Source organism: Secundilactobacillus paracollinoides DSM 15502 = JCM 11969 (assembly GCF_001311135.1).
Lineage (GTDB): Bacteria > Bacillota > Bacilli > Lactobacillales > Lactobacillaceae > Secundilactobacillus > Secundilactobacillus paracollinoides.
In genome coordinates this window covers 19372-37710 of the sequence record NZ_BBAG01000012.1, presented here as the reverse complement: position 1 = coordinate 37710, position 18339 = coordinate 19372, and the positions used below count along the sequence as shown (strand labels likewise).

General features: G+C 47.1%; 9 protein-coding genes and 6 pseudogenes. 8 read left to right on the top strand and 7 right to left on the bottom strand.

Annotated elements, in window-relative coordinates; genetic code table 11:
- The first annotated feature begins 382 nt into the window (after window positions 1-382).
- A pseudogene (gene gad, locus JCM11969_RS06170) lies at window positions 383-1781 on the top strand (glutamate decarboxylase).
- A gap of 452 nt (window positions 1782-2233) precedes the next feature.
- On the top strand, window positions 2234-3796 hold the full coding sequence (locus JCM11969_RS06165) for a bifunctional metallophosphatase/5'-nucleotidase (RefSeq protein ID WP_054709465.1): 1563 nt from the start codon (window positions 2234-2236) through the stop codon (window positions 3794-3796).
- Window positions 3797-4458: 662 nt separating this feature from the next.
- On the opposite strand, the pseudogene rny reads toward JCM11969_RS06165, so the two are convergent.
- Window positions 4459-6063, bottom strand: a pseudogene (gene rny, locus JCM11969_RS20340) (ribonuclease Y).
- A 93-nt stretch (window positions 6064-6156) separates the two neighbouring features.
- Window positions 6157-7099 (bottom strand): annotated as a pseudogene (locus JCM11969_RS06155) (alpha/beta hydrolase).
- Window positions 7100-7293: 194 nt separating this feature from the next.
- Here JCM11969_RS06155 and JCM11969_RS06150 point away from each other — a divergent pair.
- From JCM11969_RS06150 to JCM11969_RS06140, 3 genes and pseudogenes are all read left to right on the top strand, one after another.
- Window positions 7294-9103: pseudogene (locus tag JCM11969_RS06150) on the top strand (M3 family oligoendopeptidase).
- Window positions 9104-9158: 55 nt separating this feature from the next.
- On the top strand, window positions 9159-9578 hold the full coding sequence (locus JCM11969_RS06145; RefSeq protein WP_054709507.1) for a helix-turn-helix domain-containing protein: 420 nt from the start codon (window positions 9159-9161) through the stop codon (window positions 9576-9578).
- 29 nt (window positions 9579-9607) lie between these two features.
- Window positions 9608-10467, top strand: a pseudogene (locus JCM11969_RS06140) (SAM-dependent methyltransferase).
- 152 nt (window positions 10468-10619) lie between these two features.
- Here JCM11969_RS06140 and JCM11969_RS06135 read toward each other — a convergent pair.
- The 4 genes from JCM11969_RS06135 to JCM11969_RS06120 are packed head-to-tail and all read right to left on the bottom strand — an operon-like array spanning window position 10620 to window position 14587.
- A complete protein-coding gene (locus JCM11969_RS06135; protein WP_162231457.1) occupies window positions 10620-11723 on the bottom strand; it encodes an FAD-binding protein in 1104 nt (367 codons plus the stop codon).
- The gene (locus JCM11969_RS19750) at window positions 11663-12052 is read right to left on the bottom strand and encodes an FAD-dependent oxidoreductase (protein ID WP_054709459.1); all 390 of its coding nucleotides are present in this window, start codon (window positions 12050-12052) and stop codon (window positions 11663-11665) included. The genes JCM11969_RS06135 and JCM11969_RS19750 overlap by 61 nt, the downstream gene beginning before the upstream one ends.
- A gap of 15 nt (window positions 12053-12067) precedes the next feature.
- The gene (locus JCM11969_RS06125; RefSeq protein WP_054709457.1) at window positions 12068-13306 is read right to left on the bottom strand and encodes an MFS transporter; all 1239 of its coding nucleotides are present in this window, start codon (window positions 13304-13306) and stop codon (window positions 12068-12070) included.
- A 39-nt stretch (window positions 13307-13345) separates the two neighbouring features.
- Entirely contained in the window at window positions 13346-14587 is a 1242-nt protein-coding gene (locus JCM11969_RS06120) for an MFS transporter (RefSeq protein WP_054709454.1), read from the bottom strand.
- Window positions 14588-14978: 391 nt separating this feature from the next.
- Here JCM11969_RS06120 and JCM11969_RS06115 point away from each other — a divergent pair, with 391 nt between their 5' ends.
- The gene (locus JCM11969_RS06115) at window positions 14979-15854 is read left to right on the top strand and encodes an AraC family transcriptional regulator (RefSeq protein ID WP_054709451.1); all 876 of its coding nucleotides are present in this window, start codon (window positions 14979-14981) and stop codon (window positions 15852-15854) included.
- A 124-nt stretch (window positions 15855-15978) separates the two neighbouring features.
- A pseudogene (locus tag JCM11969_RS06110) lies at window positions 15979-16759 on the top strand (alpha/beta hydrolase).
- Between the two features lie 35 nt (window positions 16760-16794).
- On the opposite strand, the gene JCM11969_RS06105 reads toward JCM11969_RS06110, so the two are convergent.
- Window positions 16795-17460, bottom strand: coding sequence for a type 1 glutamine amidotransferase (locus tag JCM11969_RS06105; RefSeq protein WP_054709449.1), 666 nt, complete (start codon window positions 17458-17460; stop codon window positions 16795-16797).
- Between the two features lie 172 nt (window positions 17461-17632).
- Here JCM11969_RS06105 and JCM11969_RS06100 point away from each other — a divergent pair, with 172 nt between their 5' ends.
- A complete protein-coding gene (locus JCM11969_RS06100; RefSeq protein WP_054709445.1) occupies window positions 17633-18334 on the top strand; it encodes a DUF2087 domain-containing protein in 702 nt (233 codons plus the stop codon).
- The last annotated feature ends 5 nt before the right edge of the window (window positions 18335-18339 follow it).

Sequence of the window (18339 nt, the reverse complement as noted above, 5' to 3'; positions counted from 1 at the left end):
GTTTTCCAGTGTGATCGGCAACCCTAAATTGCCGGTGAAATCAGTTTCAATCAGACGCGTTTACTAACAATTCCTTAGCAATTAACACGTGAAATATCCGGAACCACCGGTCAGCGTAACAAAGTATTTTACGTCATTAACCTTTAAAAATGTTTTTTTTCTCTCGTGAAAACGTTATAACATTGGTCAGGCACTAAAAATAACCATACATATTTCTCTTTCCGTTATAATTAGCACCTAATATTGCAAGTAACGGTGATTGTCACTTTCAATTGACTAAAGGCACTTCCGTTTACAAACACCTGTTTATTAGGTACATTTAAGTCATCGTACAGAAATGTAACCGGTTTATTTAACCTTGGAGGAGGCTGTCATTATGGCAATGTTATACGGGAAACCCTCAGATGATGAAACGAAATACCTTAGTCCGATTTTTGGATCCAACGCGGAAATCGCGACATTCCAAAATTCAAACTCAACGATACCCCGATCGAACCACGGGAAGCCTATGAACTTGTTTCAGACGAACTGCTCGATGAGGGCAATTCACGACTTAATCTAGCCACATTTTGTCAGACCTGTATGGAACCAGAAGCCGAAAAACTCATGGCACAGTCGTTTGAAAAGAACGCCATTGATAAATCAGAATATCCACGAACGGCCGATATTGAAAATCGGTGTGTCAACATTATCGCCGATCTCTGGCACGCACCAAAGGATGAAGCCTTTATGGGCACTTCGACGATTGGCTCCTCTGAAGCGTGCATGCTCGGCGGCATGGCCATGAAGTTTAATTGGCGTAAAAATGCGCAAAAACATGGCTTGGACATTAACGCCAAAAAGCCGAACTTAGTCATCAGTTCCGGCTATCAGGTCTGTTGGGAAAAGTTTTGCGTCTACTGGGACGTCGAGTTGCGCACTGTGCCAATGGACGCTGACCACCTCTCCCTTGACCTCAACCACGTCATGGACTACGTGGACGACTACACGATCGGTATCGTTGGCATTCTTGGCATCACCTACAGTGGCCGCTACGACGACATTGCGGGCTTAGACCGGCTGGTAGAGGCGCACAATCAAAAGACTAATTTTCCAGTGTACATCCATGTCGACGCGGCCTCAGGCGGCTTTTACACGCCATTTATGGAAGCCAATCTAAAATGGGATTTCCGGTTAAAAAACGTCATTTCAATCAACGCTTCCGGCCACAAGTATGGGCTCGTTTATCCAGGTGTCGGTTGGGTCCTGTGGCGTGATAAACAATTTTTGCCGGAGGAGCTGGTGTTTAAAGTGAGCTACCTTGGCGGTGAATTACCAACTATGGCCATCAACTTCTCGCACAGTGCCTCCCAATTAATTGGGCAGTACTACAACTTTATTCGCTACGGCTATCAGGGCTACAAAGCCATTCATACCCGGACCCACGAGGTCGCTCAGTATTTGACCCACGCCCTCGAAGAAACGGCGTTGTTTGATATCGTCAACGATGGCGCCCAATTACCAGTCATCTGTTACAGCCAAAAGCCCGATAACCAGCACGAATGGACCCTGTATGATCTGTCTGACCGGCTGTTAATGAAGGCTGGCAAGTACCTGCCTATCCGCTGCCTGATGATCTCTCGCAGACCGTGGTGCAACGGATCGTTGTTCGGGCGGATTTCGGGATGAATATGGCCGTTGATTTTGTGCAGGATTTTAACGCGGCTATTGATGAGCTGAATCAGGCACATATTGTGTTTCATGAAGATGAGACGCCGAAGAAGTATGGGTTTACGCATTAGAGGATGATTTTGTTGGTCAATATGGATCCTGATAGTGATTTCTGTTTGGAAATTGCTTGACGGGTCCTTTTTTTAATAGTGTTACCGAGACCCTTTTTTGCATCCGTGTCGATGCCCATTCCACAAGGTATGGCGCTAACGTGTAACGGGATTCGGCCCTTCTTCACGTTCTACCTCCCCCTTAATTCAGAAGTGCTTTTACATTGTCTTTCTTGGCTTCTGTGCCGAAACGCGTTTCAGAAGGCAAGGGGCGGCCATGTAAGCAACCCTGGCAAAATCCCAGGTTCGGGGATTTCTGCCAGGGTTGCTTACATTCTGCCCCTTAACCGCCTTCTTCCACGCTCTCATTGTCTTTCCCCCCCAAAAGCCTTATAATTCTATGTTAAACGGGGGTCACCGTTTTGTTTGCTCTGACCCACTTTACGACGATATTTCGTCAATGGAGGTAGCACATGAAACTGACCATTCTTTCAACCAGCGACACGCACGGTTTCGTCTTTCCCACGAACTACGTTAAACCCAATGCCAATATGCCGTTTGGTCTGATTCGGGCAGCCAGTGTGATTCACCGCGAGCAGCAAGCTGCCACCGGGCCGGTCATTACCGTAGATAACGGCGATTTCCTAGCCGGATCGCCGCTTGCTTACTATGTGGCTCAGGTGCAGGCAACTCCAGATCCGCAAGCGCTGATGCATATCTATAATCAGATTCACTATGATATCGGCATTTTAGGCAATCATGAATTTGACTACGGCACCGCCTATCTGGAAAAAGCGTTGAACACCACCGACCGCAAGATCATTAACGCCAACCTGTTAGATGGCGATGAGCGACCATTGTTTGGCCAGCGATACCGTATCATGACGTTTAACGGCGTCAAGGTCGCCATCATCGGCCTCACCACGAGAGCCGTCATGCAGTGGCGTAACCACAGCGACGTTTATGACGTGGCATTCCGGTCAGCCGTTTCAGTGGCACGTGACCTTGTCCCCGAACTGCATAAGCTTGCGGACGTGGTCGTTGTCTGTTATCACGGCGGGTTCGAACGCAACGTTAAAACGGGACAGCTCATTGAATCTATCAGCAACGGCGAAAACGAAGCCTACCAGCTGCTTGAAGAAGTCGAGGGTATCGACGCGCTCGTGACCGGGCACCAGCACCGAAAAATTGCGGACACCCTATTTGGCGTCCCAGTCACCCAACCCGGCTACCGCGGCGAGGCAGTCGGTAAGATCACACTGACGATTGAAAAAACGAAATCCGGCTACGCAGTCGTAGATCACTCAGCTGAACTGCTAGATACCAAAAATGCGCCCTTTGACGACACTATGCGACGTGCGAGCAAGGCGCTTGACCAAACAGTTGACGCTTGGCTGGCAGAGCCCCTGGCGCAAATTAACGGCCACCTCACCTTTGCCGACGCCGCCCAAGCGCGAATGGTTGAAACAGCCTACACAGAGTTTATTCAACGGGTTCAAATCGAAACCATGGACGCCGACATTTCAGCAACGTCGCTTTTTAACAACGAGGGGCACGGCTTTGAAGACCCCATCACCATGCGCAACATCATGACCAATTACGTTTATCCAGACGGCCTTGCCCTTGAACTGATCACCGGCAGGGACCTCCGAGCAGCGCTTGAACAAAGCGCTGAATACTTTATGATCGATGACGACGGCAACATTGCGGTCAATCCCGCCTTCTATTCTCCTAAATTACGCCATTATAACTACGATATGTATGAAGGCATCAATTACCGCATCAACGTCGCCAAACCAATTGGTCAACGCATCGACCGACTGCTCTATAAGGGCCTGCCAGTGACTGATGATCAGGAATTTCGAATCGCACTCAACCGTTACCGCGCTGGTGGTGGCGGCCACTTCGGGATGTTTTCAGCTGATAAGATCATCACCGAAAACAAGACCCCGATGAGTCAAATTATCGCTGACTATTTGCGCCATCATCCAACAGTCAACGCAACCGTAAACCATAATTTTGAAGTTATTCGCTAGGGCATCCTGTTTTCTGGGATGTCTTTTTTGTGGTTTGAGTCTGGCTATGGATTCCGTGGCATTCCGTAAAGTTGGGCGGTCGACGTAGTGGGTCGCTCCGGAGCTATTGAATTTCTTTCAGAAATTCAAGGATCTCCTCCGGCTCCCAGACTAGTAACCGAGGACAGGACCCTCGCTAACTAGTCTCGACACCACGTCAACCGCCCAACTTTACTCCATGCCACTCACAAAGCAATCCTCTAATTCATCCGCTAAATATCTAACAAGAATTAGCCCCAGTTTGTAGATTATCCGCGCTTGACTGGTCATAATCTGGCATTTGCCGAACGCTGCCTATTGAAAAATGTTGAAGCAAACATAACTGTACTAGTTGGATTATGGGATTTTTCGAAGTTAACTGCAGATAAATGAGTCAACTAACTTAAATATCTCAGCTAATCGTCACCTTAAATCCAATCCAGGTCTATAGCATTTCTGACAGTGGACTTAAAGCTGTCGAGGGCGGATTCTTTAAGAACTAGGGTTTAATGCTGTTGTGATACTTAACCAAACGTCAAAATGTGCTCAAGGTAAGCGGAGTGCCAAATTGCGGAATGCAACGGAAAGATACCTGCAAACAAAAACCGCACTCCCATCCGGAAGTGCGGTTTCGTAACGTACAATCAAGCACGCTTTTTCTTCTTTGATTTTTTCTTAGTAGGTTTATCGCCAACGTATTCAACTGTGCGAAGTTCGCGGATCGTAGTGACTTTGATCTTACCTGGGTAAGTTAGGTCGCGTTCGATCTGGTCCTTGACGTCGTTGGTCAATTTGGCGCTGGCATCGTCATCCAGCACTTTAGGCTGAACCACGATTCGAATTTCACGACCGGCTTGGATAGCGTAACTATCCTGGACACCGGTGTGGTCGTTTGCGATTTTCTCCAAACTATGAAGTCGGTTGATGTACTCTTCGACTGATTCACTCCGGGCGCTGGCCGTGACCCTGAAACAGAGTCCGCGGTGGCAACCAAGGTTGCGATTGGTGAAGTCCCTTCCACGTCACCATGGTGCGCTGCAATGGCGTTGATGACAACGGGATCTTCGCCGTAAGCCTTTGCGAGGGCGGCCCCAATTTCCACGTGGGTTCCTTCGATCTCATGGTCGATGGACTTCCCAATATCATGCAACAGCCCCGCTCGTTTGGCTAACCGAACGTTTTCACCGAGTTCCGATGCCATGACGCCACACATCTGCGCCACTTCAATGGAGTGACTCAGCATGTTTTGCCCGTAAGAAGTCCGGAACTTGAGTCGGCCGATGAGCTTCATAAAGTCGGGATGCATGAACCCGATCTTCAACGAGCTGACGGCCTTCTCACCCGTTTGTCGCAGGTCCTTCAACACATCGTTTTCAGCGGTCAAGACCTGTTTTTCAATGTTGGCAGCGGTAATCTTTCGCGAAGCCAATAAACTTTCGATTGCGATTCGCGCAGTCTCCCGCCGAACCGGATCATGGGTGCTGATGATCAACACGTTAGGTTGTTCGGTATCAAACACCAGGTCAGTCCCAGTCAGTGATTCCAGTAACCGGATGTGCTGGCCGTCGCGCCCAACAAGTTTCGTCTTTGTGTCATTGGTGGGCACTAAAACGGTATGCTCAGCGTGTTCTCGCGGCAGATCCACTGGCCCGCGTTGATTGATTCGATAATCAGGTTACGAGCAGCCTTATCAGCAGAAGCCTCAGCGTTATCCGTTAGTTCCCGAACCGTGGCATCCTTTTCGTTTGCCAGCTGCTGGGTCGTCTCATCACGAATCATTTGCTGTGCAGCCTCTGGTTGCAACTCTGCCCGTTCCGCGATGGCTTCCTGACGTTTATGTGATAATTCGGACGCTTCGTGGCGTTTTTGTGCCAGCAGATTGCGTTCCGCTTTCACTTCATTATTCGTGTCATCAATGGCTGACTGACGCTGATCTAACCGTTCGGCCATTTGGTCAAGTGACGTTTTACGTTGTTCGACCCGGTTGACCCGGTTCGTCACATCCGTCTGTTGATCAGTAATTTCTGCCTCGCTATTGTCGCGTTCGGTCTGGATGGTCGTTTTCGCCTTGGCAAGGTAGGCTGATGCCTGTTGTTTTGCATCCGCCGCGCCTTGTCCCGGAGTGCCTCAGCCTGCTGTTTCGCGTTGGCGATCTCGGCACGATATTGATGACGGCGACTTGCTCCGCCAATGATCAGCCCGATAACCAGCATCACCAGCATTAAAATGATAAAGCCTGTTAGAATCAAAACGGCACTCCCTTCTTTTCAATCATAAGTCACTCACAGTCATCCTCATATTATACGCCAAAAAGCGGTATTACAAAAGCGACGACTTGCGATTTACTTCATATACTTATCCAAGAAATGTTTGACCGTTCTTGTGTACAGTTTTGGTGAGTGCGCATAGGACTTAGCGTGTTGGGCGCCTTCACCAGCAGCAACTGTTTTGGCCCCTTGTCCGCAGCGTAGAGTCGATACACCATTTTAGTTGGGACAAAGGTGTCGTTTGTCCCGTGAATAAACAGCATCGGCTTATGGTTCTTTTTGACCTGGTTCAGCGAACTGGCCTGTTTAAACGTGTAACCATTCTTGAGGTAGTTGATGGCACTCACAACGGTACCAGCGGGTATTGCGGAATGTTGTACATTGATTTCGCTTGGTACACGATCTCGTCATAAACGCTGGTATAGCCGCAGTCTTCGATAAATGCTTTGACCTGCTTCGGCGTTTTTTCGCCACTGACCATCATGGTTGTGGCGCCGCCCATACTCGTTCCGAAAACCGTGATTTCAGATTGTTGCCCGTTTTTGTGGATGACCTGTTTGATCCATTTTAAATAATCTAACCGGTCAGGCCAGCCGTAACCGATGTAGTTCCCTTGACTGCGGCCATTACCGCGGTCATCTGGTAACAGCACGTTGTACCCAAGTTCGTGAAATAACCCAGCGTAGGCGCCCATGTTCGCACTGCTGCCGCCGAATCCGTGAGCAATCACGATCGTCTTGTTCGTCTTCTTTGACGCCGGAACGTAACTCGCAACGAGTTTCAAATGCCCCGTCGCCGACATCTCATGCCAAGTGTATTTCTTCGCGTTCTTGTACCACAATTTTTGTGTTCGGTTCGGGTCATTCTTTTTAATGGTCAGCGACGTGTTCACAAAGCCCTTCTTGCCGCGCGCAACCGCCATATTATAAAAGTAATAGCCGGCACCGCCAATGCCGATACAGATGATCACAACGGCGATCAGCAACCCGACGAGCCAATGTTTCTTACGTTTTGTCACAATGCGTTCCTCTTTCTCTCGATGGTTAATGTCCTTGATTATTAATTGTAAGTATGCGTCACAAGTCATTAGTATAACGCAGGTAATTACTAAGATGCAAAACAGGTTTTACGATTTTGCTGGCCGAAGTCTGAAATTGTCCCGAAACCATGCTAGACTTAGGCAATAAATACTGTCTCGAAAGGAAAATTGCCATGACTTACAAAATGAACTGGGACCTCGATGCCGTTTTTGCTGGTGGGATCCACTTCGACAGCCTTGAATCAGCGGATGGCTGATCTGGCGCAGCAACTGACTGATTTTCAGAAACAACTAACCGCCTACGATGCCACTCAAGATGCACCCTCATTTCCCACATTTATCCAATTAACCGACACGCTTCAAAAAATTGAGGCTGGTCTTCTTCAAGCTGATGTTTTTGTGACGGGGCAAGGCTCCGATGACATCACAAATGCGGCCGTTAAACCCGTCGCCGCTCGCGTTCAACAGTTAGAAGCACAGGCCGACACTGCTGAAAATGCGTACAAGCAGTGCTTGGTGACTTTCACAGCGTCGCAATTTAAAGCGTTACTGGCACAGCCAGCATTAACAGATGTCGCGTTTAACCTCACTGAATTCCGTCACCAGGGTCAGGCACTCCTGCCACCGGAACAAGAATCCCTGATTACCCAGCTTAATATCGATGGGCTAAAGGCGTGGTCCAGTCACTACGATTCACTGGTTGCAACGATTCAGGTGCCGTTTCACGATGCGGCAGGCGACCCAGTGACACTCTCTGCCGGCCAAGCCAACAACCAGTTATTGGGCAACCCCGACCCACACTACCGCGCTGAGCTGCTGCCAAAATGGGAGGCGGCTTGGGCTGAAAAGGAAGATCTATTTGCCGACACGTTGAACCACCTGGCAGGCGCCCGGTTGACAGATTATAAAGCCCACGGCACAACCGATTACCTCAAACGGCCGTTGGAGATGAATCGACTGAAGCCTGAAACACTGCGAACGATCTGGCAGGTCGTTGACGCACACAAACAGCCGTTGCTGGCCTATCTGCAGCGAAAGGCTGAGCTCATGGGCAAGGACCACGCGGGTTGGCAAGACGTCGAGGCGCCGATTCACGTGGGTGATGTCAAACCGCACACGTTTACCTACGATGAAGCAGCTGATTTTATCGTTAAACAATTTGGCGCGTTTTCGCCTAAAATGGCGCAGTTGGCACAATACGCTTTTGACCACCAGTGGATCGAAGCCGAAGATCGCCCCACTAAACAGCCCGGCGGCTACATGGAATCACTGCCCGAAACGGGAGAATCGCGAATCTTTCTGACCTTTACCGGATCGGCTAACGATGCGGCAACCATTGCTCATGAACTGGGCCACGCCTTTCACAGCAGCGTCATGACCGACTTGCCATTTTTCCGCCAGGATTATGCGATGAACGTCGCGGAAACGGCCTCCACGTTTGCTGAAATGATCGTGGCGGACGCCAACGTTCGGGAAGCGAAGACGGATGCCGAGAAATTGACCCTGTTGGACGCTAAGATGGTTAACCCGCTGGCCATGTTTCTCAATATTCATGCCCGTTATCTATTTGAAACCCGGTTCTACGACGCGCGTCAGGATCACTTATTGACGGCTGAAGAACTGGACAACATGATGCTGCAAGCGCAAAAGGATGCCTTCAACAACTCACTGAGCAGTTACTCGCCACATTTCTGGGCCACAAAACTGCACTTTTATATTGACGATGTGCCCTTCTATAACTTCCCCTACGTGTTCGGCTACCTCTTTAGTCTCGGCATTTACGCTCGCGCACAACAGAGCGATAACTTTGAAGACCAATATATCGCCCTGTTACGCGATACCGCCAACATGAGTACTGAAGACCTGGCCCAAAAACACCTTGGCGTCGACCTTACCCAACCAGACTTCTGGGAACAGGGCGTCGCATTGATTGAAAATGATATCGACACATTTATACAACTTAGCGAGAGGTTATTAAACTAGAACGCCCCATACTGTCGTGACACGCGGTATAATAGAGGTAACAGAGGTGATGCACATGTTTCCAGAACGACTTCGGGTCCTGCGTCGTGGGCAGGGATTGACCCTGAAAGCCCTCGCGAACGGACTGAACAAACTTGATCCAGATAACGAACACCCAAATACATCGGCCCAGATCGGTAATTGGGAACGCGGCATCCGGGTGCCTTCCTTCATGGAAGTGCGAAAGATTGCGGAATTTTTTGACGTGACCATGGATTATTTGGCCGGCAAGTCAGAACGCGATGAATACGACCTTGGTCGACTATTCTTGTCTGGCAAGGAATTGTCATTTAACAAGTCGCCATTAACGTCAGAGGATCGTTACGAATTATATCAGTTGATTGATGGCTACCTGCACGGCAAAGAGCGCCGAACGGTGACGCAACCGAAAAATCAACAAGAATCTTTGGACTTACACTTGGACGGCCGCGAATAACGGTCGTTTTTGCTTACGGAGGATAACGGATGAACCCGAAACAACGCAAAAAACTACTAAAACAGGCTAAGAAAAATAAAACTGCAACAAACGCCAAAGCGCCGTCCGGCTACATTGCTAAGATGTCGGCGTACCTTGAGTTGTTTAACGACTACCCTGCAGTGAAGGTGCTGATCAATAATGTCATTGCCGCCGACCGGTTGTTGAAACAAGGGCTGTTACCCCAGACGTTACCAGTCTTGTTACTGCCAGACGATATCCAGGATACGATTTTTAAAACGGTTAATCAGACCTATCCCGCCGGCGACCCCCGCGGCGATAAGGTATGGAATGAGCTGTCCGCAGCCCTGCCGGATCTCGACAAACAGTTACGCGGCTTCCGTGATTATTTAGAGACGGAATACGGGATGTGGGCGTATATTTCAGCGCCGTTTGCTAAGGCCCTGGCCGAATTTATCAACGGTCGGCCAACGCTGGAAGTCATGGCGGGCAACGGATACGTGTCAAAGGGGCTGCGCGACAACAAGCAAGACGTGATTGCCACCGACAGCAAAGACTGGACCGCAGAGAATCAGACTGGACGCCATCCGGTGACGGAAATCGAACAGTTGTCAGCCAGCGATGCCTTTGAGAAGTACCAGAACCAGGTCGACGTCATTGTGATGGTCTGGTCGCCGGACGGCCTCACAATCGATTGGGACTTGTTGCAGAAAATCCGTCAGTCGGACAAGGACTTTACTTTCATTGTCATCGGCGAAAAGAACGGTGCCACGGATTCAAAAGAATTCTGGGATAACGCAACGTTGCTTGAGTCACCAGAGGTTGAGAAATTGAACCAGCACTTCCGGATTTTGATTTGATTCAGGATCGGGTTTACTTGGTGAAATAGAGCGCGGAGGAAAATGGTTTGAGAGCTTCTGGAGAGTGTTCCCACTAGCTAGGACAAAAAGCATTGCCGCAAGCACTCAAAAATCGTCTTCACGCTAATGTCACCTAAAATAAAGAAGCCAATCAGAAATGATGGGCTTCTTTTTAGTGTTGTTAAATTAAATCGGCAATACTATCCACAGCATGACGCCCCGAATACACGGCATATCCAGCCTCAGTCCCCGGCACATTAAAGCCGTAAGTATCTCCAACCAGTACGCCAGCAGCGTCATTGCCAACTGCATATAAGCCACTGATAGGTTGACCTTTGTGATTTAAGACAGCATTTCCTCGATCGACCTTCAGTCCACCAACCGTACAGAAAGCACCAGCAGCTAACTCAATTGCATAGTATGGTCCTTTGGACAGATCATATAGATACTTAGCAGGTTTCCCAAAGTCGTCATCTGCTTGATGCTGACAAAACTGACGATATCGGGTTACCGTCTCAACAAGTTTCGGTGTGTCGAGCTGTTCAGCTAGCTCTGTTATCGATTCAGCAGTATGGATATAAGGTTGATTAGAAGCCGCCATTTTTGCAACTTCATCCGTCAACCCCGACAATTGCGTCAACGCGCCCGCACCAAAATTCATTGGTCTTGGGATCGGACCAGCGGATAACTGGTTCAAAGTTGTCTGGTCGAGAATACTAAATACTCGATTTTGACTGACCAATGCATTACCCGCCAGTGACAAATTCTCAGCAATACTTTCATCAACGAACCGATTACCTCTTTCGTTAACCCAAAGCATTCCCTGTTTAGCCGCAGCAATGCAAACTGAATCGTCTCTGTACTTGTACGCCGGCTGGGATAGATCTTTGATTGTCCCACCGCATAGCATAATAACCCCAAGTTTGGATTTTTGAGCACCTACATCATAGGCAAGTTGTAAGCCATCACCTGTATTATGCCCAGAATTAATGGGTAGAATCGGCATTTGGAACGGCGTGTGATGATCAATCATCCACTCATTATTTAGATAACCGCCACTTGCGATAATGACCGCATTAGTTGAAATTGTGTGGGGTTGTTGACGCCCCTTTTGCAGATGAATGCTAGTGATTGCATCCTTCGTCATATTTAGCCTATCAACGGAATATCCCGTTACAACCTCTGCACCACCTTGCTTTGCTAGTGGTAACAAAATTTGCTGAATCACTTGCTTACCAAGACCTTCAAACAAATGCCATGTCTGAAAACCGTTGGCTTGTTCCAAAACCTTAAGGTAACTGACCCTAACGTCCTTAGCCAATCAACGTTAGCGGCGCTGGCATGAATATAGTCTTTTAAGATGATTGAATCAGCAAGATAGTGTGAATAGTTCAGTTCTTCATCTAAAATCGTTTGTTCCGAAAGACTGATACCTTGCTGCTGTTGCAGGTATGAATTAACTGCAAAAATCCCCTCAACAAAGTTACCACTACCGCCAACCGACTCATATTTCTCTACAACAAGAACTGACAACCCTTTTTGGACTGCTTCAACAGCAGCAACGCTCCCTGACAGACCTGCGCCAATGATCACGACATCATAGTTATCCTGCATTTCTGGCTCCTTTCTTTATGAATGTTTGACGGTTAAAGGTACAGCAGTCTTTTGCTCAGTCTGACTATCAAAAATATGATGGTAGCGAATCGTAATCAGGGCTGCTGAAATAAACCCAATAAGCGCCAATCCAACGTCGAATAAAATGACGTTTGCTAGATTAGTCGCCAACGCACCGGCAATCAAATTGACCGTAAACCCAGCAATGGCTGACGCAGTGGTAATAATCCCCGTTGCAGTTCCCTTTTCGTTTGGAAAAAAGGTCCCCATAACTGTAATGCCAATTTGCATCACGCCGCCTGCTGCGGAGAAACCGACAATGAAAGCCATCAGCGTACTAATGACGGGCGTTGGGAAAAGGTATAGCACAAGTAATGAAACGAAAGAAATTGCCATGTAGCTCAGCAAAAATTGAATATCCTTCACACCACGGTGCGATAGCCAAATTGTCAATAGCACGCAGGAAATCGACCCCACACTATAATAGCTGACTAAAGCACGCGAACTCACATCGTTCATGCCAACGACTTCTTGACCATATTTCGTAATCCAAATGCTAACAAGTAGAAAAACGCCATCCGCTGTGTAGCCAAATATAGCAAACAGCAACCCGTCAATCCAGATATTGCCTGATTTTTTCGAATGATTTTTCACAACATGTGAATTGCTGTGTTGAACATTTGTCTGCTGTTCTCTAACAGGAAAATGCGCAAAAAAGGTGATAAAAAGCACAACGACAGCAAGCACTGCAATGCACATGATAAACGACCAGCCATACCATAAATGCTGTGCAACAATGAAACTGATCACCAGTGGTAACGTAAACTGACCAATGGAAACAAATGCTTTTAGTGTCACGTTGGCAATCGTCTTATGCTCTGGGAATAACTCCATCAGTGCTGGGTAAGTCCCTGAATCAAGAAACGCGCCACCGATCCCGCCAATAATTGCGAAAATTAAGGCGAGCGTCAATGAGGTACATAGCAATTCACCAAGGAAGAACACGATGGACAGCAGGTCACCCAAAATAATAAACAGTCGACGGCCTAGTTTATCTGATAACACGCCAGAGACTAGTGAAACAAATACCCGTCCAAGTCCAACGGCCGAAATGACAACGGCAACTCCGGCTAAATTAGTTTGCCATTGCTTCGCCAGCACATCCATATTCTGTGGCAAAATAATAATCGACATCCCGACAATGAGGTAGTTCAGATACATGCCGGCACTCGTTGATAAAGCCCGATTTTTCATGATGTCTCCTCCACTTCATTACAATCTCTATCGTGCACTCTAATTGGTGTTCTGTGATGCAACCTCGAGTTGCGCCTTAGGTGCTTTCTTGTGACGACCAAATAATTTACGGTAACGGTACATGATGGCACCCGCAACAACAAACCCAATCAGAGCTAGGACAACATCAAACAACAGGACATTTGCAATGTTGCCTGATAATGCGCCACCAAATAGCGGAACAACAAATCCGGCAATGGAAGCTGATGTTTGCGAAACACCGGTAACTGTTCCCTTACCATTCGGGAAGAAGGTGGCCATCATGGTCAACCCAATCTGCATGACGCCTCCGGCAGCTGAGAATCCGACGACAAATGATAAAATCGAGCAGACCCAAGCTACTGGAATCAAATACATTAAGAGGAGCGAAGCAAACGACATCATCATGTAGACAAACAAGAAGTGAATATCCTGAACACCACGATGTGAGAGATAAATGGTTAATAGAACACAAGTGATCGACCCAATGCTGTAATAACTGACTAGTGCACGGGAACTCACATCACCCATTTTGACAATGGCCTCACCGTACTTGGTGATCCAGGTACTAAACAACAGAAAAATACCTTGAGCAACAAATGAGAAAATCGTAAACAACGTCCCATCGATCCAGACATTTCCTTTAGACTTCTGTGGCTTGACAGGTGCGGCAGTTTCTTCTTTTTTACTGCTACCTTGACTGGCTGCAGGAAACTTCGACAACGTTAACAGGAAGACCACATTGAGAATCAAAATTGCGGCACAAAGCAAAAATGACCACCCATACCAAAGCTTATTCGCAACAATCATGCTAATGAACAACGGCAATATAAATTGGCCACCCGAAACAAAGGCTTTGATGACAACATTGGCAGCCCCTTTATGCGTTGGATACATTTCCATCAGTGCTGGATAAGTACCAGCATCTAAGAATGAATTGGCAATTCCAGCTAGAACACCAAAGATAATTGCAACAATCAATGAATGACTGATTAAAATTCCGAGGAAAAATAAAATATAGGTTGCACCACCGACGACGGCAAATGGCTTTCGACCCAATTTATCTGACAAAACACCTGAAACAAGCATCACGATCAGCCGACCAATTCCGACAGCCGAGATAACGACTGAAACACCGGCGATGCTTGTATTCCACTGTTTGGCTAACGTATCCATATTTTGCGGTAGGATCAATATTGCCATCCCAACAACGAGGTAGTTCATATACAGGCTAATACTGGTAGGGACATATTTATTCTTCATTATTTCCACCTTCGCATTTTCTGGTCGAAAACACAAAAAAGCCATAGCTATAGTTTCCGACCAAGTAATTATGAGTCGACTAATACTAAGCTTGTGATTTTTAAAATAATTGCTAACACCTGTAGACAAAACAGTTTCTTGTCTATTAAAAAGCATTAAATCACAACTATATCGCTTATTATGCATCAGTGACATCATATTGATTTTTAGAAACGAACTATGGGATTAAATAAATATGTTAACTAATTCACTTGTCACTATACCACATGAAAACGGTTTATCAAATAGAAATCCGTTGTTGTTTTAATAGAAAAATTCTATAAATATTGTAGTTGATTTAAAGCCTATATAGGTAATAATAGAAGTTAATTCATCGTCAAAGGAGGAAAACATGGCTGCTTATGAGCATCAATTTGTCTACACGACTAAAAAATTGCCGGTCCTATTTATCGTGCACCCGGCATTAAAAAACGTTGTTGTTCATCGACACTGGCATGATGACGTAGAATTAAATTACACTATTAGTGATACGATTGATGACTTTTCAATTGGTGATGACCACTTCACAACCTCGCCGGGACGAATATTGCTGGTGAATTCACGTGAAGTTCACGGCGTACAGTCCAAACAAGCGAGTGCAGATGGTCAACAACCTGCCGCACTGACCATCGTTTTTCCCCTACCTTTTTTGAAAGACTGTTATCCGTCAGTTGAACAAATTCAATTTGATCTCAATCACCCTGACAGGTTCTCAAACGATCAAAAGCGTGCTTACCATGAACTTCAACGCCTACTGAATGAAATCATGAGCCAGTTTGGCCATGACCAAAACGAACTGACTATCTTGAAAATTCGAACGTATTTAATGATGATCGTCACCACGCTTGTTGAACATTTCTCGCGTTCAAAAGTTTACGCTCTGCCACAAAACACTGAGAAACAGCAACGACTCTCGTCAATTACCGAGTACATGTATCAACATTATCAAGAACCGCTGAAGATCGATGATATTGCAAACAGTGTCCACCTTTCGAAGGAATATCTTATTCGGTTCTTTAAACAGAATTTAGGGACAACGCCATATCAATATTTGGCATATGTCCGTTGTCAAAAAGCACAGAGCTTGTTACTTCGCAGCGAAAACAACCTGACAGAAATTGCCGTTAACACGGGGTTCGGTAGTTTGCGATCCATGAATCGCACCTTTGAAAAATTTGTGCACGCAAATGCCAAAAATTGGCGAATCAAAAATCAAGCAAGTCAATAAACGCCGAATAGTCGTCAATAATTAGCCTAAATTAACCGCTTTCAACTGTTAGAATGACGTTGGGATGAAGTAAATGTTATCTAATTCTGATAAATAGCCTATTATACAGAAGAGGATGATGCATATGACAGAAAAAGAAATTACAGTACAAAGAGACAACCTAACCATCCGCGGCACAATTCTAACGCCGGATGACACGACCACCTACGATTTAGCGATTCTCATGCACGGGTTCACTTCAAATCGCGCTTCACGCCGGATCACATTCTCTATAACCTGAGTCGAAAACTGCTAAAACAGGGTATCGCCTCACTTCGGTTTGACTTTAACGGTCACGGTAAAAGTGACGGCAAATTTGAAGATATGACGGTGCCAAACGAAATTTCCGATGCCGAGGCCATTCTGACCTATGTCCGGCAACTTCCTGAAGTGCGCCACATCTATCTGATGGGTCACTCGCAAGGCGGTGTTGTGGCCAGCATGCTTGGCGGGTTATACCCCGAGTTCATCACAAAGATCGTGTTGATGGCACCAGCTGCCACTTTGAAGGACGATGCGCTTGCGGGCGTGTTACAGGGTGCAACCTACGACCCAATCACGTGCCAGATAAGCTATTAGTCCGGCCAGATGCTGGGTTAAGCGTCGGTGGAGCCTATCTGCGCTCAGCACAGGTCCTGCCAATTTACGAAGTCGCGCAACGGTATCACGGCCCAGTCACCATTATTCACGGCGACCACGATGTCGTTGTGAATATCAAGGCCTCTAAACGGTACGAAGCCGTTTACGAAAATGCGACCCTGCATGTGTTGAAGAACGCTGACCATAGTTTCATTAATGCCTCCCGGGAGACTGTGACCAACTTGGCGACAGAAGCAATTGTTAAACAAGTTCAACTGAACCATTAAAAAACACCAATCAGACAACGTGCTGATTGGTGTTTTTAGTCGGTTAAATAATCCAGTAATTTAAAAACAGTCTCCTGATTCTCTGCAGGAACCGGTGTCGCAAGGATATCCTGTGGCGTTTCATTCAAAACAGAACCGGCTGTATAGGCGCCATCGTTCACGACCATTTCCCGGACATTGTCCGCTAATGGCTCAAAATGAAACTGGAGACCAATGGCTTCGTGGGGAATCACAAATCCCTGGTTCTGTAACCCCTCACTAGAATAAAGCAGTTCAGCCTCGTCTGGAATCTCAAACATTTCCTGGTGCCAATGCAGGACCAGCGAGGTTGCTGGCAAATCAGGGATGGCATGGCTCTGCAACGTAACTGGTGCCCAGCCAACCTCTTTTACCGGCGAGGCGTGAACCGCGTATCCTAGTGTTTTTGCGATTTGTTGCGCACCATAGCACGCGCCAAAAATCGGCTTATGTGCCGCCAAAAGTTGCTTGATCAGTGCGCGCTCCTGTTTGATCCAGTCCAGGTCATCATTTGGACTCATGGGGCCGCCGAGAACGATCAGCATATCAGTCTCATCCGCTGTGGGCAAATGACCTAACTGATACGGATGATACACATACATCTCACGGCCCCGAGCCTGCGTCCAGGTCTGAATCGCGCCCGGCCCTTCATTTGGCGTGTGCTGTAAAACGTTAACGCGCATTTATCGTCGCTTCCTTCTCTAATTGTCTTCCTGCATGGTAGCACAAATCGTCAGTTCAGAACATCAAGCCTTTATTAAAATCATAATCATGACGGAAATAATCAACAAATAAAATTATTGTTGACAATATATGTAAACAATTTATAATTAGGTTTTGAATTGAGGTGTTTCGATGAACTTTCAAGATTTACCCATAGCAGCATTGATCCAAGGGTACCATCCGGTCGGTGGTCAGCTGCAATGCAACTACTGCACCGCCCGTTTTTCAGAACCTGAAGCTGTCATTACCCATCTGAACGCAACCCATGGCGGCGCCCTAGACGCACTGTTAACAGCTGATACGAAGTACAACACGTTAACTGAGACGCAGATTCGGTTATTGCAGGCGTTTAGCCTTAAACAAAAGAACCAAGCCATTGCTGACCAGCTTGGGGTAAGTGCTTCGACGATTCGCCACCAGAAATTTACTTTTCGGGAAAAGGCCAAACAAGCACGCCTATATCTCGCGCAGTATCAGGCCGTTTTTGGCGACGAGCCGACTAAGGATTACCTGCCAATTCCGCCCATGGCCACTGACAACGACGACCGCTTCCGGATCACCGAAACAGAATACGCAGACACCACGCAAAAATATTTCACATTCACTGATGCCGGCATTGTGCTCACCCGCTTGCCAAAGGGACAGAAAAAGATCATCACCCTGCTCTATCGCATCGCTGATGAATTTTCGTTTAATACCAAATACCCGCAGCACGAAGTGGATACCAAACTTAAGGCCATCTATTTCGACTACGGCATCATCAAACGCTACCTCATTGATTACGGGTTCTTAGCCCGCACTACTGACAATCGGACCTACTGGCGCATTTTTTAAAGGAG